This window comes from Paenibacillus sp. PSB04 (genome assembly GCF_025809195.1).
GTDB lineage: Bacteria > Bacillota > Bacilli > Paenibacillales > Paenibacillaceae > Paenibacillus_AQ > Paenibacillus_AQ favisporus.
Genome location: NZ_CP081301.1, coordinates 198745 through 217441, shown reverse-complemented (window position 1 = coordinate 217441; position 18697 = coordinate 198745). Strand labels below are relative to the sequence as shown.

At 51.6% G+C, this 18697-nt stretch carries 23 protein-coding genes and 2 pseudogenes; 18 read left to right on the top strand and 7 right to left on the bottom strand.

Going from position 1 to position 18697, the window contains the following annotated elements; genetic code table 11:
* Positions 1-20 precede the first annotated feature (20 nt).
* The 5 genes and pseudogenes from K2F33_RS01055 to K2F33_RS01035 all read left to right on the top strand — a co-directional run bounded on the left by K2F33_RS01055 (position 21) and on the right by K2F33_RS01035 (position 2650).
* Complete coding sequence (locus K2F33_RS01055) at positions 21-458, top strand: GNAT family N-acetyltransferase (RefSeq protein WP_263880777.1); 438 nt, start codon at positions 21-23, stop codon at positions 456-458.
* A 98-nt stretch (positions 459-556) separates the two neighbouring features.
* Positions 557-1099, top strand: a pseudogene (locus K2F33_RS01050) (O-acetyl-ADP-ribose deacetylase); the annotation flags it as partial.
* A complete protein-coding gene (locus K2F33_RS01045) occupies positions 1073-1468 on the top strand; it encodes a nuclear transport factor 2 family protein (RefSeq protein ID WP_263882261.1) in 396 nt (131 codons plus the stop codon). The pseudogene K2F33_RS01050 and the gene K2F33_RS01045, both read left to right, overlap by 27 nt.
* 48 nt (positions 1469-1516) lie before the next feature.
* Positions 1517-2119: a dienelactone hydrolase family protein gene (locus K2F33_RS01040; RefSeq protein WP_263880776.1), complete on the top strand. Its 603-nt coding sequence runs from the start codon at positions 1517-1519 to the stop codon at positions 2117-2119.
* 135 nt (positions 2120-2254) lie between these two features.
* Complete coding sequence (locus K2F33_RS01035) at positions 2255-2650, top strand: VOC family protein (protein ID WP_263880775.1); 396 nt, start codon at positions 2255-2257, stop codon at positions 2648-2650.
* Positions 2651-2750: 100 nt separating this feature from the next.
* Here the strand turns inward: K2F33_RS01035 and K2F33_RS01030 are convergent, their stop codons facing one another.
* A complete protein-coding gene (locus K2F33_RS01030) occupies positions 2751-3020 on the bottom strand; it encodes an excalibur calcium-binding domain-containing protein (protein ID WP_263880774.1) in 270 nt (89 codons plus the stop codon).
* A gap of 108 nt (positions 3021-3128) precedes the next feature.
* Here K2F33_RS01030 and K2F33_RS01025 point away from each other — a divergent pair, with 108 nt between their 5' ends.
* The 4 genes from K2F33_RS01025 to K2F33_RS01010 all read left to right on the top strand — a co-directional run bounded on the left by K2F33_RS01025 (position 3129) and on the right by K2F33_RS01010 (position 5117).
* Positions 3129-3584: an NUDIX hydrolase gene (locus K2F33_RS01025; RefSeq protein ID WP_263880773.1), complete on the top strand. Its 456-nt coding sequence runs from the start codon at positions 3129-3131 to the stop codon at positions 3582-3584.
* An 86-nt stretch (positions 3585-3670) separates the two neighbouring features.
* The gene (locus K2F33_RS01020) at positions 3671-4126 is read left to right on the top strand and encodes a hypothetical protein (protein ID WP_089545638.1); all 456 of its coding nucleotides are present in this window, start codon (positions 3671-3673) and stop codon (positions 4124-4126) included.
* Between the two features lie 16 nt (positions 4127-4142).
* Entirely contained in the window at positions 4143-4583 is a 441-nt protein-coding gene (locus K2F33_RS01015) for a hypothetical protein (RefSeq protein WP_263880772.1), read from the top strand.
* Positions 4584-4640: 57 nt separating this feature from the next.
* Positions 4641-5117 carry an SRPBCC family protein gene (locus K2F33_RS01010; protein WP_263880771.1) on the top strand — a complete coding sequence of 159 codons (477 nt, stop codon included), beginning with the start codon at positions 4641-4643 and terminating at the stop codon, positions 5115-5117.
* A 51-nt stretch (positions 5118-5168) separates the two neighbouring features.
* On the opposite strand, the gene K2F33_RS01005 is transcribed toward K2F33_RS01010, so the two are convergent.
* Positions 5169-6086, bottom strand: a complete 918-nt coding sequence (locus K2F33_RS01005) for an aldo/keto reductase (protein ID WP_076173321.1) — start codon at positions 6084-6086, stop codon at positions 5169-5171.
* A 341-nt stretch (positions 6087-6427) separates the two neighbouring features.
* Here K2F33_RS01005 and K2F33_RS01000 point away from each other — a divergent pair, with 341 nt between their 5' ends.
* Both K2F33_RS01000 and K2F33_RS33680 read left to right on the top strand, forming a co-directional pair.
* Positions 6428-7792, top strand: coding sequence for a hypothetical protein (locus tag K2F33_RS01000; protein WP_263880770.1), 1365 nt, complete (start codon positions 6428-6430; stop codon positions 7790-7792).
* Between the two features lie 106 nt (positions 7793-7898).
* Positions 7899-8066 (top strand): annotated as a pseudogene (locus K2F33_RS33680) (class I SAM-dependent methyltransferase); the annotation flags it as partial.
* 129 nt (positions 8067-8195) lie between these two features.
* Here K2F33_RS33680 and K2F33_RS00995 read toward each other — a convergent pair.
* The gene (locus K2F33_RS00995; protein ID WP_163878919.1) at positions 8196-8543 is read right to left on the bottom strand and encodes a winged helix-turn-helix transcriptional regulator; all 348 of its coding nucleotides are present in this window, start codon (positions 8541-8543) and stop codon (positions 8196-8198) included.
* Between the two features lie 189 nt (positions 8544-8732).
* Here K2F33_RS00995 and K2F33_RS00990 point away from each other — a divergent pair, with 189 nt between their 5' ends.
* The 5 genes from K2F33_RS00990 to K2F33_RS00970 all read left to right on the top strand — a co-directional run bounded on the left by K2F33_RS00990 (position 8733) and on the right by K2F33_RS00970 (position 12764).
* Complete coding sequence (locus K2F33_RS00990; protein WP_263880769.1) at positions 8733-9674, top strand: alpha/beta fold hydrolase; 942 nt, start codon at positions 8733-8735, stop codon at positions 9672-9674.
* Complete coding sequence (locus K2F33_RS00985; protein ID WP_089545644.1) at positions 9671-10186, top strand: dihydrofolate reductase family protein; 516 nt, start codon at positions 9671-9673, stop codon at positions 10184-10186. Before K2F33_RS00990 ends, K2F33_RS00985 begins: the two co-directional genes overlap by 4 nt.
* A 221-nt stretch (positions 10187-10407) precedes the next feature.
* Complete coding sequence (locus K2F33_RS00980) at positions 10408-10974, top strand: histidine phosphatase family protein (protein ID WP_116232070.1); 567 nt, start codon at positions 10408-10410, stop codon at positions 10972-10974.
* Positions 10975-11022: 48 nt separating this feature from the next.
* On the top strand, positions 11023-11772 hold the full coding sequence (locus tag K2F33_RS00975; RefSeq protein WP_263880768.1) for a protein-L-isoaspartate O-methyltransferase family protein: 750 nt from the start codon (positions 11023-11025) through the stop codon (positions 11770-11772).
* Positions 11773-11795: 23 nt separating this feature from the next.
* Positions 11796-12764: a phosphotransferase family protein gene (locus K2F33_RS00970; protein WP_263880767.1), complete on the top strand. Its 969-nt coding sequence runs from the start codon at positions 11796-11798 to the stop codon at positions 12762-12764.
* Positions 12765-12824: 60 nt separating this feature from the next.
* On the opposite strand, the gene K2F33_RS00965 is transcribed toward K2F33_RS00970, so the two are convergent.
* Positions 12825-13406 carry a TetR/AcrR family transcriptional regulator gene (locus K2F33_RS00965; RefSeq protein ID WP_263880766.1) on the bottom strand — a complete coding sequence of 194 codons (582 nt, stop codon included), beginning with the start codon at positions 13404-13406 and terminating at the stop codon, positions 12825-12827.
* A 300-nt stretch (positions 13407-13706) separates the two neighbouring features.
* Between K2F33_RS00965 and K2F33_RS00960 the strand changes: the two genes are divergently transcribed.
* The gene (locus K2F33_RS00960; RefSeq protein ID WP_263882260.1) at positions 13707-14939 is read left to right on the top strand and encodes an MFS transporter; all 1233 of its coding nucleotides are present in this window, start codon (positions 13707-13709) and stop codon (positions 14937-14939) included.
* A 22-nt stretch (positions 14940-14961) separates the two neighbouring features.
* Here K2F33_RS00960 and K2F33_RS00955 read toward each other — a convergent pair whose 3' ends face one another.
* From K2F33_RS00955 to K2F33_RS00945, 3 genes are all read right to left on the bottom strand, one after another.
* Positions 14962-15768 (bottom strand): hypothetical protein, encoded by an 807-nt coding sequence (locus K2F33_RS00955; RefSeq protein ID WP_263880765.1) that lies wholly within the window; start codon positions 15766-15768, stop codon positions 14962-14964.
* 77 nt (positions 15769-15845) lie between these two features.
* Entirely contained in the window at positions 15846-16592 is a 747-nt protein-coding gene (locus K2F33_RS00950) for a hypothetical protein (RefSeq protein ID WP_263880764.1), read from the bottom strand.
* 31 nt (positions 16593-16623) lie between these two features.
* Positions 16624-17931 carry an SPFH domain-containing protein gene (locus K2F33_RS00945; RefSeq protein WP_263880763.1) on the bottom strand — a complete coding sequence of 436 codons (1308 nt, stop codon included), beginning with the start codon at positions 17929-17931 and terminating at the stop codon, positions 16624-16626.
* A 198-nt stretch (positions 17932-18129) separates the two neighbouring features.
* Between K2F33_RS00945 and K2F33_RS00940 the strand changes: the two genes are divergently transcribed.
* On the top strand, positions 18130-18624 hold the full coding sequence (locus tag K2F33_RS00940; RefSeq protein ID WP_186320174.1) for a cysteine hydrolase family protein: 495 nt from the start codon (positions 18130-18132) through the stop codon (positions 18622-18624).
* Positions 18625-18697 lie beyond the last annotated feature (73 nt).

Sequence of the window (18697 nt, the reverse complement as noted above, 5' to 3'; positions counted from 1 at the left end):
TACATAAAGGGTGGATATATATGGAAAATATTGACGGAGATTTGGTGATCAGCACCGATAAATCGAAACTGGACTTGGATAAGGTTTGCGATTTTCTGTCGCGGAGCTATTGGGCGAATAAACGGCCCAGGGAAACAATCCTGAAGTCGATCGAAAATTCCATTTGCTACGGGGCTTATATCGGAGACAGGCTGGTCGGTTTTGCGCGGGTCGTGACTGACGGGGCCACGATGTATTGGTTGTGCGACGTGTTTGTGGATGAGGAGTATAGGGGGCACGGCATCGGGAAAAAGCTGGTCGGCACGATTACCAATGCCGATGAGTTCAAAGATTTGAACGGCCTGCTTGCTACCAAAGATGCGCACGGTTTATACGAACAATACCATTTTACAAGAATAGAAATGATGCGGCGCATGGCGGATTACATCAGAAATATGGATAAGGGCGGCTCCGTATAAAACGGTCCGTATCGATCAGAGAGGGTGAGGGGAATGGGGGAAAACGTCTATCACGACCTCCCCGTGCTGGAAGATTCAGGTGGAAGGGAGAACGATGCATGGAACGAAACCTTCAATCTACTGTGATTGAATTAATCCAAGGAGACATTACCCGCGCTGAAGTGGATGGCATCGTGAATGCTGCGAATTCGAGCCTGCTGGGCGGAGGCGGCGTCGACGGGGCCATTCATCGTGCCGGCGGGAGCGAAATTCTTGAGGATTGCAAGAAAATCCGGGCTAGACAGGGAGGCTGCCCCGTAGGTGAAGCCGTGATCACGACGGCTGGCCGGCTGCCGGCTAAGTATGTTATTCATACTGTGGGGCCCGTGTGGAACGGCGGACAGCATGAGGAAGAGGCCAAGCTGCACAGCTGCTATATCCAATCGCTGGAACTGGCTGATCAGTACGAGCTGGAAAGCGTAGCTTTTCCAAACATTAGCACGGGAATCTATGGTTTTCCCAAGACGTTGGCAGCGCCGATCGCCATCCGTGCGGTAAAGGAGTTTCTATCGGCTCATCCGCAGACCTCCATCAAGAAGGTGCAGTTTGTTTGCTTTGACAAGGAAAATGAAGAGATTTACCGGAAACTGTTAGAACAGGATGCCGAGCTGCTCATTCGCCATTATATCGAAGCTTATAACACATTTGACATCGAGGGGATGTTAAGTGTGCTTCATCCGGATGTCATTTTCAGAAATATCGTCGGTAACGAGGTTTCGGTGGAAACGAATGGACTGCAGCCATTTCGGGCTTTGGCGGAAAAGGCGGCAGCCCTGTTTTCGACCCGACATCAAACGATCTTGGAGCTTCGGGAGATAGGCGGCCGGTTTGAGGCGGACATTGATTACACAGGTGTGCTGGCGTCAGATCTTCCTGACGGTGTAAAGGCTGGAGATACCATTCGGTTACAGGGAAGGTCGATCTTTATGATCAGGGATGGAAAGCTGTCTCTTATCGAGGACTACAGCTAATCACAAAAGCAGAGCTCTAATTATTTACTATAGAAAGAGATGGCAAACATGAATTTTCAAACATCCAGAAAGGCACTGGTCATCATACTCCATGAAATCTATGGGCTTAACGAGCATATTCTTGCTTTTGGCGATAAGGTCTCCCAGGCGGGTTACAAGGTGCTGACCCCGAACCTGCTGAAACGGGAGCCTTTTCCATATGAACAAGAAGAAGAGGCCTACTCCTATTTTGTGAGCCAGATCGGCTTTGACCGGGCCGCTGATGAAGTGAGGCAAATGGTACGAAATCACCGGGATCAATATGACTGCATCATGATCGTCGGCTTCAGCATTGGAGCAACCATTGCCTGGCTGTGCAGTGCATCCGAAATCGACGGGATCGTCGGATTTTACGGATCAAGAATTCGCAATTACGCCGAAACGGAGCCGAAGTGCCCGGCTTTATTGTTTTTTGCAAGGAACGAAAAATCCTTTAACGTATCAGAGCTCGTTGTAAAATTGGAGCATCGTCAGAACACGCACGTCCACGTCATCGAAGGGGAGCATGGTTTCATGAACCCTTACTCCAAAAGCTACCTTCCCCAAGCCTATCAGGCATGTCTGGAGAGAAGCTTTGACTTTTTGCAGTGGATAGCGAAGGGGAAAATGTAGTCGAGGCTTCGGCAGATGACAGCGAGCCGAGTATGATCGGGACCACAGATTGATATCTAATATTTTTGCTTTACATGCGAACATACATTCTTGCAAAATTTATTTGGGTATAAATTCCAAATGGGAGGTTCGGATATGGAATCTGGGCGAATCCTGGGGATTGCTTATAATGTTATCCCGGTGAAAGACGTGGAGAAATCGGCGGAATGGTTTGTGAAGCATTTCGGATTTAACATTCGCAATAAGCGCGACGGTTATCTGAGTTTGTTCAGAGAGAACCGGCCGATTCTTGATCTGATCCAAAGTGAGCATGAATCGAGAGCGGTGTTCGAAGTGAACGGAAGAAAGCGCTGGGTTATCACCTTTTTTACGGACGATATCGAGTCGCTGCACAGCCGGTTACAGGCCGAGGACGTCAAGGTCGGCAGCCTAAGCGACGAAGGGAAGTACGGGAAGTTTTTCGTACTCGAGGATTTGGACGGCAACCTGTTTGACATATGGGAGCATCGGGATTGCGAGCTGGTTTACTAGAGCTGGTCATGCGGCCATCTTAGAACTTGTCAAAATGAAAACAAGCACGACCCCATAGTGAAGGGATCATGCTGCTAGAACACTGTTCATCATCTGTTCGTTATCTTTCACACGCGATCAAATCTTTGTCCCGGTCTTTGCTTTTGTTGGCGTCATAGAGCTCCTTAGAAACATAAGGCTTATATTTGGTCTTGCCGCCTTTGTTTTTGACGGAAGCCGAGCGGGCGACGCCCCCCTTGTAATCCTTGTTTAATTCAGCGCAGTTCTTGTACTTTTTCACTTGACCTGCCGCTTGCGCATGACTGACGGTGCCCAGACTGATCCCGGTACATAGAATCACACTTAGAGAAAGTAAAATGCTTTTTTTCATTCTCCAAATCACCCCTGTTCGTCTATTATGGTTCATAGGCCCATCGCTATCATAGCATGCGGTATCGGGAATTTGGAGGGAAAAATTGAACATAAACGGAGAGATGGAATGAACTCAGAAGAAAACATCATTGTCGCCAGCGTTTCCGTTCTGCGGAACGGAGAGGTGTTCATGATCCAGGAGAAGAAGGCCTCCGCGTATGGTCTGTGGAACTTTCCTTCAGGACGGCGGGAGGCGGGGGAAGATTTGGCCGAGACCGCTGTTCGGGAAGTTAAGGAGGAGACTGGACTGGACGTACGGCTGAAGGCTGTTACTGGTGTGTACCCGTTTCGAAGCGCCAGTGGTCAGCAGGTGATCCTGTTTCATTTTGTCGGCGAAGCAGCGGGTGACGCTTTAAAAATACAGAATGATGAAATTATGGATGGCCGGTGGGTTGCCATCGATACGCTGCTCCTTCAGCCGGATGAACAGCTGCGGGAAGCGAAGGTCATCAAGCAGATCACCAGGCGGTTGTTACGGAAAGAGTTCTACCCGCTTGACGTATTTCATGGAATGATTCGGTGAGTATCATGGAATAGAGTAGCATTGTAGTAATGAACGAAAGAGGCTGTCTTTTGGCAGAACCATCTTGTAACCGTTAGGAGAGCAGCATGAAGCTAATGCCTGAATACGCCCATAATATTATCGTTGGTGTAGTTTTTCGAAACCAGTGGAGCTGGTACATAACGGAGAGGGAATACTGGTTTTTGAATGTGGAAATGGAAGACCGCTTCGGTATTGAAGTGCTGGATGAAACCACGGCAACTGAATTTTTTCGTCTTATCGAGGACTTTCGGGTGCCTTCAACGGAGCTCTCTCAAATACTCGTGGATTTGCGGGACTCTTTTCAGCATCAAGACGAGGTTCTCGAGTTTGTTCCAGCGCTTTACGTCCATTTCGATGATCGCGTGCTGTATTCGCTGTTCCCGGAACCGATGTCCTTCGAGCATTATGTCCCCGAGGGATGGACTGGGGAATATCGTGATTTTCTGGAACTGGTGCCGGAAGCGGAGCGGTATTGGATGATCCAGGGGAAGAACTTTTTTAATACGATGCCACAACGGTAAGCAAGGGAGGGAGCTTTTGATATACATTTTAGAGGAACCCCGCGGCAGAGCTTATGAGGGTTTGATCTCGATGGCATTCCGTGTGTGCGATGAATTCATTCTGGTCAAAAAGGATCAACTAACGCTAACTCCTGCAATGGAGGCGCTGGCCGAACAATTAAAGCCTTACGTCAAAAGGGTCAAGAGGCAGGACGCTTGGCCGGGAACCCAACTGTTTGGGCATTATGCTGACGTATATTATTTTGATTGCCAGCCCCCATTGGAGAAGCTGATTTTGGAGTCCGCTGATGGCCTGTATGACTGGGTGTGGCCCAATTTGTTGGAGGATTTATGTTTTTTTAAAGGCAGTCAGCCTTGGCTCGTTAATATCGCCCATGAGCATGAGGCGTGGATCAAGACGGATGACCGGGAGGAAATTCTGCAATTTAGAGGGATCGAAGGATTGATGGTGTACTAGCCTTTAGGAATTCAGTTCAGTACACTATTTTAAACCATCAAGACAGGATGAACGGGTATGTCGACAATACGAGAAGAAATGATGATATATGCCCCGATCGAAGTCTGCTTTGACGTCTCCCGAAATGTGGATGACCACTCCCGAACGGTCTGGCCTCACACCCATGAGCGGGTCGTCGGGGGAAGGATGAGCGGTTTGCTCGAAGCCGGGGACACGGTGGTGTTCGAAGCAAGGCACTTTGGGATTCGGCAGCGGCTGACCTCGAAGGTGACCGAGATGGATAAGCCCTATTCTTTTACCGACGAGATGCAGAAGGGGGCCTTTCGCGATTTGACTCACCGCCATGAATTTGAGGAGCTTGCCGGAGGAACGCTGGTCAGGGACATTCTCGATTTCAGCGCTCCGTTCGGATGGGTTGGGCGGATGTTTGATGCGCTCGTGTTGGAAAAATACATGAGAGCCTTTATCCGCTACCGTCAACGGACGCTCAAGGCACTCATCGAAAACGAAAACAGCCCCAAGTCGTCGACTTGAGGCTGCTTCTGTTTTGCCGTCCGTACATACGAGCGGCCGTTATTCAGTGATTTATGGCAAAATGTTACCGGCTGCGCGGTAAATTTCGTACCATTCTTCGCGGGTCAAGGTCACATCGCTTGCTTTGATGCAGTCCTGAAGACGCTCAAGGTTCATCGTGCCGATGACCGGCTGCATGTTGGCCGGATGGCGGAGGAGCCACGCAATAGCGATGGTCGTATTGGTTACGCCGTATTTACCGGCAATTTCGTCGATCTTCTTGTTCAGCTCCGGGAATTTGTCGTTTCCAAGGAACACGCCTTCGAAGAAGCCGTATTGGAAAGGCGACCAAGGCTGAACCGTAATGTCGTTCAGTCTGCAGAAATCCAGGACGCTGCCGTCACGATTTACGGCCGATTCATTTTCCATGTTCACGTTAATGCCGGCGGAAATCATCGTGGCGTTCGTGATGCTGAGCTGCAGCTGGTTGGCTACAATCGGCTGCTTCACGAATTTTTTCAGCAGTTGGATTTGCATCGGGTTCTGGTTGGATACGCCGAAATGGCGCACTTTGCCGGAGGATTCCAGCTGCTCGAACGCTTCAGCAACCTCTTCCGGTTCAACCAATGCATCCGGGCGGTGCAGCAGCAGAACATCCAGGTAATCGGTTTTCAGTCTTTTCAGAATCCCATCTACCGAATTCAGGATATGCTCCTTGGAAAAATCGAACATGCCCTGACGGATTCCGCATTTGGATTGAAGAATAATTTGCTCACGGACGTCGCTGTTCATATGGATGGCGTCTGCGAAAATTTCCTCGCATGTACCGCCGCCATAGATATCGGCATGGTCAAAGAAATTAGCCCCTTGCTCCAGTGCCGTTTGTACGAAACGCTCCGCTTCGTTTTTGTCCAGGGAGTTGATGCGCATGCAGCCTACTGCAACTACAGGTACTTCCAAGCTGCTGCTGCCAAGCTTAATCGTTTTCATGAATCCTGTCCTCCGTATTCATATGGGTTTGGATGTTTCGACTCCAACACGAAAGTTCCGGCTTCCTGCTGAAGTTTCCTCTAGTAAGCGTGATCTAGTGATGAATAGTTTTGCAGACAGTCCCTTGTTTATAATGACACCGCATGTGGCAGGATTCAAGTCTTTTTATGATGAAAATAGCAGATTATGAGTTGGGGAGACTTGGTTATCAAGAAGATGAGTTTCACTGAGTAATCGGGAGAAGCCTTGAATGACGCGAAATTAACTATGGGACAGTTGCCTAACCACCTTTCACTGAATACAACTGAAGTATAAGATGATTCAGGAGAGGATGTTGGCGCTTGCAAGCTGTTTCTCACGATCCCCTTCAAGGAAGGATTGCTTACACGTCGGACCGCGGTGGAACGTTCGACATTTGGCTTTACCGACCGCAGGACGGTCTTCATTTTCAACTTACGATAGGGCTTGGTGCGGAATTTTCGGTTCCCTATTGGTCTCCGGATAGCAGGAGTATCGCTTTCATCGGCATTGGCAACGTGGTTCACCTGCTGGATACGGTGACGCTTGCTGTCGCAAGGATCGACCAAATCGAACCATACACGCTGCTGGACTGGTCCCCGGACGGCCGTTTTCTCGCGTATGTCAAAAACGGGCGGATCCTCATCTATGATACATTCTCACATCGAAGCTATGCCATCCCTGAGGAGGGAGCCAGCGATGCCCAGTGGTTTCCTTCAGGTACGGAGCTTCTGTTCGCGGCTCCGGATACCACCGGCATTACCCAGCTCTTCCGTATCCGGACTGATGGGACAAATCGGAGACAAATCACGCAAAATACGGACGGACCGCTACATGACGTTCGGCTTTCTCCGGACGGAGCCGTTGCTCTTTATACGTTCCCCGGTGTCAGTATCTCCATCATTTCGACGGTGGATCTGGCCAGCGGCACCATCTACAGGCTGAAGGGCGGACCGCTTGCCAAAAACTTTCTACCGACATGGTCTCCGGACTCCCGGAGCATCGCTTATAGCGCAACCGCTTATAAGGAGCCAAACTATTATTCTCTCATCCAAATCGATAGCCGTACCGGCCAGAATCAAAGAACGTTGGCCGCTTCCGACTGTTTCGCCACTCCTGTTGCCTGGTCGCCGGACGGCGGCAAAATCGCGTATTTATCTGGTTGTGCAGGTGCAGCAAGCGCAAGTCAGATCTGGATAGTCGATATTGGCGGGATGATGCCGGTGAAGGTCCTCAGCGGCGGCCGGATTACTGCCTTGCAGTGGTCTCCTCGCGTCAGAAGGGTTCCGGAAAACATCTACACAAGCTCCGTGTTCAGGGTATCCTTTCCATATCCCGCAACCTGGCGCCGGGTCAGCGAAGAGAGAGCCGAAGGGACAGACGGTTTTTTTCAGGTATCTGCGATTTCAGCCGGCGACAGGATTGCCGATGTATGCAGCTCCGAAGCTTTTCATCCATTGATGCCTTACGGCTCTTCTCCTCGGATTGTCATGCAGACAATACAAACCAGAGAGGCCTGCTTTATTTTTCCCTCGGTCGACCAACCAGCGGAAATGAATAAACAGGCCGCCCTCATTGTGAGGTATCCCCGTCCTGTCCAAATTGGGGAAACGTTCTACAATTATTTTATCCTGTGGGCCGATGTCAACCACATCCGTCAAATTGGCGGGCAGCTGTCATTCCTTTAGCCAGTGGAGGATTAAATGAACAATCGACCGCAGCATCCTCCGTGCAGATTACCTAAAAAGTCAGGTAATTTTTAACTACACAAACATTCCTTCGCCTAATATTTTCCTAACGGAGCTGCAGCGTTTTGCACTACGCTGGTATGGAGTTGAGGAGTTCACTTATATTCTTGAAGACATTGGTTTTTCAAATGTAACCGTCTATGCAGATTTTAAGGATGGAACTAGGCCGACCAGCAATACTCAGAAATTGATGTATCAAGCAGTTAAGCCTTGAAGTAGCAGCACTCTCTTGGGAACTGAATCGCGCAGCTTATTGTATACAAATCGGCTTGAGTTTTTGCGTTTGCAGATACCAACTGTAAGATCTAAAAACCCCCTTCCATTTGGAAAGGGGTTCTTGTATTTAGGCCTGAGCTTCCTGCAATTCCGCTGTATGCGCCGTTGGACAGGGCTGCTCGGCCCACTCTCGCATGGCGGCAAAGATCGGCTGAAGGCGCCGGCCTTTATCCGTAAGCTCATATTCCACATGCAGCGGCACTTCTGAAAAAATGGTCCGCGTGACGATGTGATTCTCCTCCAGGAGGCGCAGCCGGTCGGTCAGCGTTTTCGGGCTGATGGGATGCAGGGACCGTCGCAGCTCCCCGAAACGATTTAACCCGTTAAACAGGTCGCGCAGAATCAGGAGCGTCCATTTTCCCTCCAGCAATTCGATGACCGGGGTAATCGTATCCGGACATTTGGGATCGATCATGATGAAACCCTCCTAGTTCATTTTTTGAAACTAGTGCACTTAAATGTAACTACTTTTCAAATGTACCACAGTCGACTAATCTTAGGAAAGGGAACGGATTCCATAAAATTCCGTTCCCGACCCATAATCGATTATCGGGCTTGCTGGATCCAAGTCTTGGAATATAACCATTGAGAAGATAGGAGAAATATGATGCAAAGACCCTTTGAGGTAGACAATTCGGAATATCCGTTTCAGGATCATTGGCTGCCTTACCGGGACGGTACGATTCATTATATCGATGAAGGCGAGGGGCCGGTTGTCGTGCTCCTGCATGGCAACCCCACATGGTCTTATTTGTACCGGAATGTGATCAAAGAGCTGAGCGGCCAGTGCCGGCTGATCGCGCCGGATTATCCCGGCTTCGGGATGTCGAAGGCCCCTACGGGCTATGGCTATACACCCCAGGAGCATGCGGAAGCAGTGACGGCACTGATCGAGCAGCTGGATCTGCAACATGTAGTCCTCGTCGTTCAGGATTGGGGCGGACCGGTTGGGTTCCATTATGCGGTGCGACACTCTGATAACGTACGCGGCATCGTCCTCATGAATACATGGGCATGGCCGGCCAAAATCTTGCCGATGAAGCTGTTTTCGATGACCATGGGAGGCTGGCCGCTCGGATATTGGCTTCAGACCCGGCGGAACTTTTTTGCCCATACGATTGTGCCCGGCGGCATTCACCATAAGGAGAAGGTCACGGCAGCCTTGCGGAAGGCGTATACCGATCCTTTTCCTACCCCGGCGCTTCGTAAACCGACCTGGGTGTTCCCCAGAAGCATTCGCAAAGCCGGACCGTGGCTGGCTGAGATTGAATCCAGACTGCCTCTGCTGGCGGAGATTCCTGCGCAAATTTTGTGGGGACTGAAGGACAGTGCCGGTTTTCCGGTAGAGGAAATGCAGCGCTGGCAGGGCATTTTGCGAATGCACGAAACGGAAGCTTTGAGCGATGCATCCCATTATGTGCAGGAGGACCGCCCGGACCGGGTGGCGGCGTCCATCCGCAGAGTACTGGAAAGAACAAATGGCGCAGCGAAGCGGCCGAACACGATTAAATTTACAGAGACGAAATCGAGGAGGATATCCATATGAAAACGATTCTTTGGGCAGCGCTGTCCGCCAACGGAAACTATGCGCAGTCGGGGCCTGACAACCCGCCGAAGCCGGAAGCTCTGGCCGATTTTACGGCCCATGCCGGACGATCGGGGAACTTTATCGTGGGACGCAGAACCTTTGAGGGGATGCAGGCCAGCGGCGGTGGAGCGGTTTTTGAAGGGCTAGATATCGTGGTTGTCACCAAGCGTGTCAAGGAGATCGCAGGCGTGACGGTCGTGAGCTCTCCCGAAGAGGCACTGCAGTATCTCGCGAGCCGGGGGCATTCCACCGCGCTTTTGGCGGGAGGGGCCGAGTTGCATAATGCTTTTCTGGGAAGCGGTCTTGTCGACGAGCTGGTGTTCAATGTAGCTCCGGTGCTGGAAGGAAAAGGGCTGAACTTGGTCACGGACCAACATGAATATCAATTTAAAGATGTGGAGCTGCTGGATTGTAAACCGCTGGGATCCGGTGTGGTGCAGCTGCATTATGCGGTCAAGGGTTCGTTATAGATGCAGTGTAAGTGTAAAATAAGCGGACGATAAGGAAAGCTTCTTCCTGATGCATCGGGAGGAAGCTTTCAATTATTCAACTTATACAAGCAGTTTTTGTTTAAAAATGGTGAGTCTGTGGCCTAAAATCCATGCTAAAATAGATCAACATCACAACGGACATCGGAGGACGAAATATAAGTGTAAGCTCATATCCTTTTTTTAGAATCGGGGGGATCAGAGTGGAAGTCGTATTTGTCCGTCATGGGCACGGGGAGCATTTGCTGGATTATCCTAACCAGCTGAACATGCTGCATCCCGGGTTAACGCTGTATGGAGAGTCACAGGTGAATGAGCTGCGGGGGCGTTTATTGCTGAACGGTAATGAGCAGGTTGTCGTCAGCCCGACTAAACGTACCATCGAAACAGCGAGGATCTTGCTGTCAGACGGTCCTTTTGTGATCTCTCCGCTGGCAGGGCCGCGTATGTTCCCGCAAGATCCTTCGTATTCGCCCTTCGTCTGCGATCAAATCTATTCGAAGGACGAGATTCGCGAGGCGGTTCCAGATGCCGTGATCGTGGATTTTGGCTTGGACCTTTGGGAAGAAGGGATCAACCGCATCGGACAGGAAGCCTTCGAGACCTATGGGAGACAGCTGCTGGATTGGTGCAAGGCACAGGCGGAACATGTTATCATCGTTTCCCATGACGGGACGATTACGAATTATCGCATGCTCCTTGGCGAACAGGGGCTGACCCGGAAGGACTTTCTGGGAGAAGCGGGCGTATACCGGGCGATGTATGAATAAATCAGCAGAATTACTCACCTGATAAAAATTCATGTGGGAGGAATGAGGATGAATCCCAATCATCTTATCGAGTTGGATGGCTTACATGTATCACCGTCTATCCTAAATGCGTTTGAGCACGTCGACGGAGCCAAGTTTCTCTTCCACCAGGACGGTTCCCGGGTCATTCAAAGCACCAATCCTCGTTTTATGGCGGAAATGCTTGAGTGTCTTCAGGTTCAGAAGGGACAGCGCGTCCTTGAAATTGGAACCGGAAGCGGATTCAATGCGGCACTTATCTCCAACTTGATCGGTCCGGAAGGGACCCTGCATACGGTCGAAGTGGATCCGTCTGTTGCCAAACGGGCAAAGGCGAAGCTGGACAGTTCGGGAATCAGAAATGTAAAAGTCATCTGCGGTGACGGGTTTTACGGATATCATCAGTCAATTCCCTACGATAGAATTATAGCGGCAGCGAAGCCGCCGTTTCTTCCGCAGCCTTGGATCGATCAGCTAGGTATAGGCGGAATATTGGTTACGCCGCTCGATCTTGAAGCGCTTGGTGACGCCTACGTGGTCGCTTTTAACAAAGTTTCGGAGCATTCACTAGTCAGTCTTAGTCTTATGAAAGGCAATTTTATGAGGATGGCGCCATCCGCTGAGCAGCTTGTTCTAAAGTCAGGCAAGCCGAATGGGGTCCAAACTGACTTCGACATCGATCGTTTACAAATCAGGGCTCGTCGGAATCCGAACCGAAAAAATACATGGACGGACCAAGTGAGCTTTGACGCATGGGACTTCGAATATATCGGTTTGTAAACAAGCCGAAGGGGGAGTTTTTAATGTACAACCTGAGCCAATTCGTTCTGCCGAACGGAACGCTGAGCGGGGAGGGGCTGTGGAAGCGGGAGGCCCTGTACCAAGGCATGAACGGAAAATTCGTGGAACGGTTCTACCCGGATCGGCAGCACAGCTACATTTTCAAGCCGCTGACCAACGGGGAGAGCGTGGACCGGGAAGCCTGGATTTACCGGCACATGCTGTCCGGCTTTCCGGACATTTACCCGGCGCTGCTCGCCTCTTCGGAGGAAGGAGCCGGGGAGGAGGGATGGACGATTTTTGAAGACCTTGGCCCGCTTCGACATGAGTACGATGTAGAAACCGCCATGAAAGTGGTACAGCAGATCGCCTGGTGGCATGCGCTGCCGGAGGAGCGCCGGGAGGGTTTGAGCGGGTCGGGGCCTAAGCCGCAGATCGAGCAGATCGCCGCCGATCTCATGAACAGACGGGATGAGGCGGTGACAGTCATGAACGAAATCGGCGAGCCGTGGGAGCTGGACGGCATGATACTCAGCTTTGCGGAGGGCCGGGCTCTCCCGAAAATAAAGGTGGTATCCCACGGGGACCTGCATCTGGGCAACTATGCCGTTGCGGCTGACGGCCGCTTGTACATCATGGATTGGGAGCATGCCCACCTGAATACCCCGTTCTGGGACCTGTATCATCTCATTGACATGTCGCATCCCTTGTTTCCGAAACAGGTGACCGCTGAAGATCGGGAAAAGCTCCTGACTTATTATGTAGCTCAGTCGGCGCTGTATGGCGCGGAGTGGGATCTTGGCGATTTTATCCGCGATTACTGCCGCTTCGCGACCGTGTTCTCCATTTGGATGCTGCTCCTGATTTCAGGTGACTTGAAACGGGGAGACAGCGTCTGGCCGCAGGACCGGCTGCTGGCACAAAAGGAAGAAGCGATCGCCGGCTTAAAAGGATGCCTGACGAGCCTGTCGCTCGAGCGGGACTCGGCTTAATCTGCTGCTAAAAGGCTTTCCCCCTGAGCACAACACAACTGCCGGTTCCGTTCATGCATCTTATTGAATCAACGTGAGAATGACCTCAACCGAATGATCGACAAAGGAACGCTCCGGGCGGGCTTTCATCATCACCGTCAGACCGATCAAGGAGACGACCAAAGTCTGCGCCAGGGACTTGGCGTCCACAACGGTGTGCAGCTCGCCTGAACGGAGCCCGCGTTCGATCGCCTCCTGAAAAATCGCAGCCAAATACATCTCATGCTCCCGTGTCAAAACCTCAAATTTTTCATCATGCGGAGCCATCTCCACCATCGTATTAATGCAGAAGCATCCGCGGTTCTGCGGGTCAGCATAAGACTCTTCGACAATCCCCGCAAAATAACGTCTGAAGGCTTCCTTAACGGATTCGCCGTGCAGAAGCACGGATCTGGCCTGCGCCGCATGTGCGGCGGTATATTTCCGCAGAGCCGCTTCAAACAGCTCCTTCTTATCCCCGAACGCGGAGTAAATGCTTGGGCGCTGAATGCCCATTCCCGCCGTCAGATCGCTTAAGGACGTTGCCTCATAGCCTTTACTCCAAAATATATGCATAGCGTCTTCCAGCGCCTGATCCACATCGAATTCACGCTGCCTAACCATTTTCGGCACCTCATTTCATATCGATCGGTATGTTTAGATTGTAGGAGATTCATCCCCTCCTGTCAATTCGGTCAGCCAAGATCAGTGATCGGACTAGCCTATAAATATTTTGCGTAATCCGTTAAATTCAGGCCCAATAACAAATTCGATCCATAAACCTCTTGACAGCACTTTGCTCGGGAAGGTAAGGTAAGCACAAATCATTATGTACCGATTGGTATGTTATGATAATTGAAGGATCGGGAGGGGTTCGTTGTGAACAACCTGCAGGAAACCAAATCGATGGTAACCGGAGAAAGGATGGGGAAGGAAAAGGAAAAAAGGGCCGCTGTTCCAACCGCCGCAACGGCTGCATCCGTGCAGCCGATAACCCGCTGGACCGCGCTGCTGTTTGCTGCGGCGTGCGGCTTGGCGGTCGCCAACGTCTATTACGCCCAGCCGCTGCTGGATTCATTGGCGGCGCAGTTCGGGATTTCGCATTCATCGGTCGGGGTTGTCATTACCGTTACGCAGCTTTGCTATGCCTTGGGTTTGATTCTGCTCGTTCCGCTGGGAGATTTGTTGAACCGCCGTAGGCTGATTCCGGGCATGATGCTGATATCCGTGGCTGCATTGGTCGTCGTAGGTACGGCGGCTAATCGGGGCATTCTGCTTGGAGGGATGGCGGTCGTCGGGCTTTTGGCCGTGGTCACGCAGGTGCTGGTTGCTTATGCCGCGACGCTGGCGGCCCCCGAATCACGGGGACGGGTCGTCGGCGTAGTAACGAGTGGGGTGGTCATCGGGATTCTACTGGCCCGAACATTCGCCGGTCTGCTAACGGATGCCGCCGGTTGGCGCTCCGTCTACCTGGCGTCTGCGGGTCTGATGCTGATCGTGGCCTGCATTCTGCTTAAGGTGCTGCCGAGGAAGGATCCGGAGAAGACTTCGCTGAAGTATCCTCAGCTGCTTCGGTCGGTGCTGGGCCTGTTCGTGCAGGAGCGGATCCTGCGTGTTCGCGCCATGCTGGCGCTGCTGATTTTTATGGCGTTCAGCATATTGTGGACCTCGCTGGTGCTTCCGCTCAGCAGCCCGCCGCTCTCCCTGTCCCACAGCGCCATCGGAGCGTTCGGACTCGCCGGGGCCGCCGGAGCGGTCGCAGCGGCAAGAGCCGGACGGCTGGCCGACCGGGGGATGGGACAGCGTACCACAGGTGTCGCCTTGGCGCTGCTGCTCGTTTCATGGCTTCCGATCCGATATACGGAGCACTCGCTGCTGTCCTTGATCCTGGGCATCCTATTGCTCGATATGGCGGTACAGGCCGTCCATGTGACGAACCAGAGCATGATTCTGAGCGTACGCCCGGAAGCCCGCAGCCGATTGACTGCGGCTTACATGACGTTTTACTCGATCGGCAGCGCTACGGGTTCCATCGCCTCGACAAGCATTTATGCCCGATTCGGCTGGGACGGGGTGTGCATGCTCGGGGCAGGCGTCAGTGCGTTTGCGCTTTTATTCTGGGCCTGGACCCAGCGAAGCGGGGAAAAGAAGGGGTGAGGTCCTACTAAAATCCAAGCGTTCAGGCACAAACGACATTGCCGCAGTACTCGCATTCTTTTTCCCGCTCCGTACCCAAAAACACCCTTGCCCCGCAGCCGGGGCATTCGACGGTTTTCGGGGAAGAGGATTGACCGGAAACGGGGGATTGAAATCCCGAAGGCCGTCCATGATCGTTTTCATCAGAGGCAGAGTCCTCTTCATCATACTCGTCATCGTACTCATCGTCGTACTCTTCATCATTTTCTTCATCATACTCGTCATCGTATTCTTCTTCATACTCTCCGCTAAGGTAATCCTCAAGGGCCTGTTGTTGAATGTAGACGGTTCCGTTGATGATTCTGCCATCCGGGAGAAGCCCTTCTTCAAACATAAACGTCAAATCCCGGGTGACATCGGCGGGGGATGTCTGTGAAAGGCTGCGAATCTGCTCAACGGAGGTCAGGCGCATGCTTACAACGGCTTCCTGATAGACTTGAAGCAGGGAGCCGAATTTTTTATCAAGCCTATGGCCGACCAGGAAAAAGATCAGGGTAGGAAGAAACCAATATATCGCCAGAACAATCCCTGAGGTCAAATAATCAATCTGTTCCTCCTCTCCAAACGTATCGTAGGTCAAATAGAGAATGATCATGATGGAGATATAGGAAAAGACCATAGCCCATCCCAATAGCCGTAAGTTTCTGCCTTTGGCTTTGTTATGATGGTGGGTCGATGCCAAGCGGATGAAGGCGAGCAGTCCGCCGACGGGAAATACGAGCAGGGTGAGGATGATAATCCACGTGTCAAATGTCGAAAATCTAACTTTATATGGAACCGGGATCTCCATATGATGGTCTCCTTTATGCGTGATGATGTTTATGTATATTAGAATGAACTAAAGAAATGGTTAAACTTTAGTTCAATCTATATAGAACCAGCTTTTGCTTGAAGTAACTGCGAATTTCTTTCTCGTGCTGTACGCTCAATATCTTGGATCAGGAGTAAAGCTTCATTGGCTAATTGTTCACGCTGGTCCGGCACAGCGGTAGCGATCAGGCTCACCTGATCCTCCAGCAGCGATATTTTCTGCAGAAGCAGCTGCTCCACTTCGTATAAGGCCGGAACCGAATTGGGGTCGCTGTACCGGAGCGTATCCTCCAGGCGGCGGATTTGCTCTTGAACATGACCGTGCCGGGACTGCTCCGGCAGCGATTGAAGCTTCTGACGGATAGTTTCCAGCCGATTTGCCGTATCCCGCCCCTTGCTCCAGCTGCGGTGATCCCGCCGCTCCTGCCTGGCAGCATAGGTTCCGGACAGTTCCACCGTCCCCGTGAGGATGATGAATCCGATCAAGGTGAGAATCTGGCTCCATACATAAGAGGCGACGGAGAGCGTGGTCCAAAGACTGAACAACAACATCTCCAGCAGCACCGCCCCGGCGTACAGTCCAGCTGCTATACCGGAGCCAATGTAAAAGGGAGCAGGCATGCCTGAACCCTGACGGCGGTTAAGCATGCGATATACAAACCGAAGAACGGCTGCTGCCGCGCATCCCGCGCCGGCACCGGATATCCAGGACCGGCTCTCGGACCAGCCGCCGCTCCACCCAAACCCGATGAAGACAATCCAGGGAATGAGGATGACAGCGGTAAAAAACCAGCTTTTATGCATCAGTGTGGTTCCCCTTCCTTTGGCCTCGTTATCAGGTTTGGGCATGGCCGCATTCCATGCAGAATTTCTGTCCTTGCTGTACCTCCGCCTGACAGTTCGAGCATTTCTGGATGCTGCTGGTTCCGCAGCCCGGGCAGAAACGGGCCTTCGGGTCCATCCATTCCCCGCACTCGCGGCACAGCTTCGGCAGCAGGGTTCCGCAGCTGCTGCAGTTCACCGATCCGATCTTGAAGTCATAGCCGCACGCGGGGCAGGCGTTGTACGGATCGCCGCAGTTCAGACAAAACTTGGCGTTCGGCGGAAGCGGTTGTCCGCAATCACTGCACACGATTTTTTTCGCGGGGATGCCGGCTGTTCCTAACGTCAAACTCTGGCCGCATGCAGAGCAAAATTTCGAATCGGCGGCGTTCAGCTGCCCGCATGTCACACAGGCTTTTTGCTTCACGTCCATATCGCTAGTGGTTTGAACCTTCACATTGCCGGCCATTTGCTGGACGGCGTCGTACATCGATCCTGCCATGCCTAATCCCATGCCGAGTCCGCTGCCGACGATACCGGCGGTGCTGCCCGGATTTTTGGCGGCGCTTTCGAGCGTATCGTAGGAACGTTCTTGTTGATAGGTGAAGCCGATAATGTCCATTTCCGCTTTTTTGGCCAGTGCTTCCTTAATGCGCTGCGTAGACGGATCATTTTCCGGAAAATTAATCGAATCGATAAAGAAATTCACAAGGGATATGCCCATTTCCTCAAAAGACGGTGCGATCGTGTCCCGGACATGCTTGGAAATTTCGGCGGCGTAAGCGTTAATTTCAACCACGCTGATTTTTTTATGGATAATGTAAGAGGATATCATTTCGTTAATGTTCGAGGTCAGAACCCCGCGGTAGTATTTCACGAGTGTATCTTGATCGAACGATGGAAGCGTGCCGACCAATTTCAGCAGAAACTTGCGTGCATCTTCAATCTCGACCCCGAATTGGCCGAAGGCTCTGAGCGATACAATAATGTTAAACTTCGGATCCTGCAGTTGGATGGGAGATGCGGTTCCCCACTTCACATCCAGCGACCGGAGCTTATTCACAAACCATACCTCTGCGGTAAACGGCGATTTGCCGCCGAATGGCAGATTAATGAGGTTGGAGAGGATCGGAATATTCGCCGTGCTCAAGGTGTGGCGTCCTGCCACGAAGGAATCGAGAGCCCTGCCGCCTTTAAATAATATTGCTTCCTGCGTTTCATGAACGATCAACTGGGTCCAGGTCCCGAGCTCCTGGTTCGGGTAGCGCCAGGCGAACACCCCTGGTGGTCCTTCGTATTCCACTACTTCAATGATAGCCATTTGCTGCACTCCTTTACTGACACGGTTCGCCTTCATCCCATAACATTCCATGGAAAAAGGTACTAATTGACTACTATTGTATACGATATTAGCCCTATTTGGGGGTCAAAATTTGGAAAAAACATGTTCGAACAAGGAAATTTTGCATAGAAATTCGAATTGTATTTTATATGAGGTAAAAGTTGAGGAGGAATCCATTTGAAACTGGGTCTGCTGGTCATCGATATGCAGAAGCATCTGCTGAACGGGTACGTGGATCAACAAACGATTGACGGAGCCTGCGAGTATATCAATTATACCGCCGGTCTGCTGCGCTCGAAGGGGCATCCCGTCATCCATATCAAAGATGTGGAGGGCGCGGAGGACGTCAATGACGACGGAATCGGATTTATTCCTGGGATCCAGATGGAGCCCGGCGATACGGTGGTTCATAAAACCTTCTCCAATGCGTTCTGGCAAACGGAATTGGAATCTATCCTATCGGAAAAGGGCGTCGATCTGCTGGTGGTGTCCGGTTTTGCCGCGGAATACTGCGTCCTGTTCACCTATAACGGTGCGCTGGAACGAGGGTTCAAGGCAGCCATCCTGCAAAGGGGGATTGTGAGCACGAAGCAGGGCGCGGTGCAGGACATTTACCGTGACCGGCATCTCATTTCGTATCCTGTCATCGAGGCACTGGTGGAACTGGGCTAGATCGAAAAAAATCAAACGAAGACCCGCATGGAGGGAGGCGATCCCTGCTGCGGGTCTTTTGGTTTCCATTCAG

What these genes read in the sequence shown, in the direction of transcription:
- K2F33_RS01055 (WP_263880777.1), top strand. Translation starts at nt 21, where the DNA reads ATGGAAAATATTGACGGAGATTTGGTGATCAGCACCGATAAATCGAAA.
- K2F33_RS01040 (WP_263880776.1), top strand. Translation starts at nt 1,517, where the DNA reads ATGAATTTTCAAACATCCAGAAAGGCACTGGTCATCATACTCCATGAA.
- K2F33_RS01035 (WP_263880775.1), top strand. Translation starts at nt 2,255, where the DNA reads ATGGAATCTGGGCGAATCCTGGGGATTGCTTATAATGTTATCCCGGTG.
- K2F33_RS01030 (WP_263880774.1), bottom strand. Translation starts at nt 3,020, where the DNA reads ATGAAAAAAAGCATTTTACTTTCTCTAAGTGTGATTCTATGTACCGGG.
- K2F33_RS01025 (WP_263880773.1), top strand. Translation starts at nt 3,129, where the DNA reads ATGAACTCAGAAGAAAACATCATTGTCGCCAGCGTTTCCGTTCTGCGG.
- K2F33_RS01020 (WP_089545638.1), top strand. Translation starts at nt 3,671, where the DNA reads ATGAAGCTAATGCCTGAATACGCCCATAATATTATCGTTGGTGTAGTT.
- K2F33_RS01010 (WP_263880771.1), top strand. Translation starts at nt 4,641, where the DNA reads ATGTCGACAATACGAGAAGAAATGATGATATATGCCCCGATCGAAGTC.
- K2F33_RS01005 (WP_076173321.1), bottom strand. Translation starts at nt 6,086, where the DNA reads ATGAAAACGATTAAGCTTGGCAGCAGCAGCTTGGAAGTACCTGTAGTT.
- K2F33_RS00995 (WP_163878919.1), bottom strand. Translation starts at nt 8,543, where the DNA reads ATGATCGATCCCAAATGTCCGGATACGATTACCCCGGTCATCGAATTG.
- K2F33_RS00990 (WP_263880769.1), top strand. Translation starts at nt 8,733, where the DNA reads ATGATGCAAAGACCCTTTGAGGTAGACAATTCGGAATATCCGTTTCAG.
- K2F33_RS00985 (WP_089545644.1), top strand. Translation starts at nt 9,671, where the DNA reads ATGAAAACGATTCTTTGGGCAGCGCTGTCCGCCAACGGAAACTATGCG.
- K2F33_RS00975 (WP_263880768.1), top strand. Translation starts at nt 11,023, where the DNA reads ATGAATCCCAATCATCTTATCGAGTTGGATGGCTTACATGTATCACCG.
- K2F33_RS00970 (WP_263880767.1), top strand. Translation starts at nt 11,796, where the DNA reads ATGTACAACCTGAGCCAATTCGTTCTGCCGAACGGAACGCTGAGCGGG.
- K2F33_RS00965 (WP_263880766.1), bottom strand. Translation starts at nt 13,406, where the DNA reads ATGGTTAGGCAGCGTGAATTCGATGTGGATCAGGCGCTGGAAGACGCT.
- K2F33_RS00960 (WP_263882260.1), top strand. Translation starts at nt 13,707, where the DNA reads ATGGGGAAGGAAAAGGAAAAAAGGGCCGCTGTTCCAACCGCCGCAACG.
- K2F33_RS00955 (WP_263880765.1), bottom strand. Translation starts at nt 15,768, where the DNA reads ATGGAGATCCCGGTTCCATATAAAGTTAGATTTTCGACATTTGACACG.
- K2F33_RS00950 (WP_263880764.1), bottom strand. Translation starts at nt 16,592, where the DNA reads ATGCATAAAAGCTGGTTTTTTACCGCTGTCATCCTCATTCCCTGGATT.
- K2F33_RS00945 (WP_263880763.1), bottom strand. Translation starts at nt 17,931, where the DNA reads ATGGCTATCATTGAAGTAGTGGAATACGAAGGACCACCAGGGGTGTTC.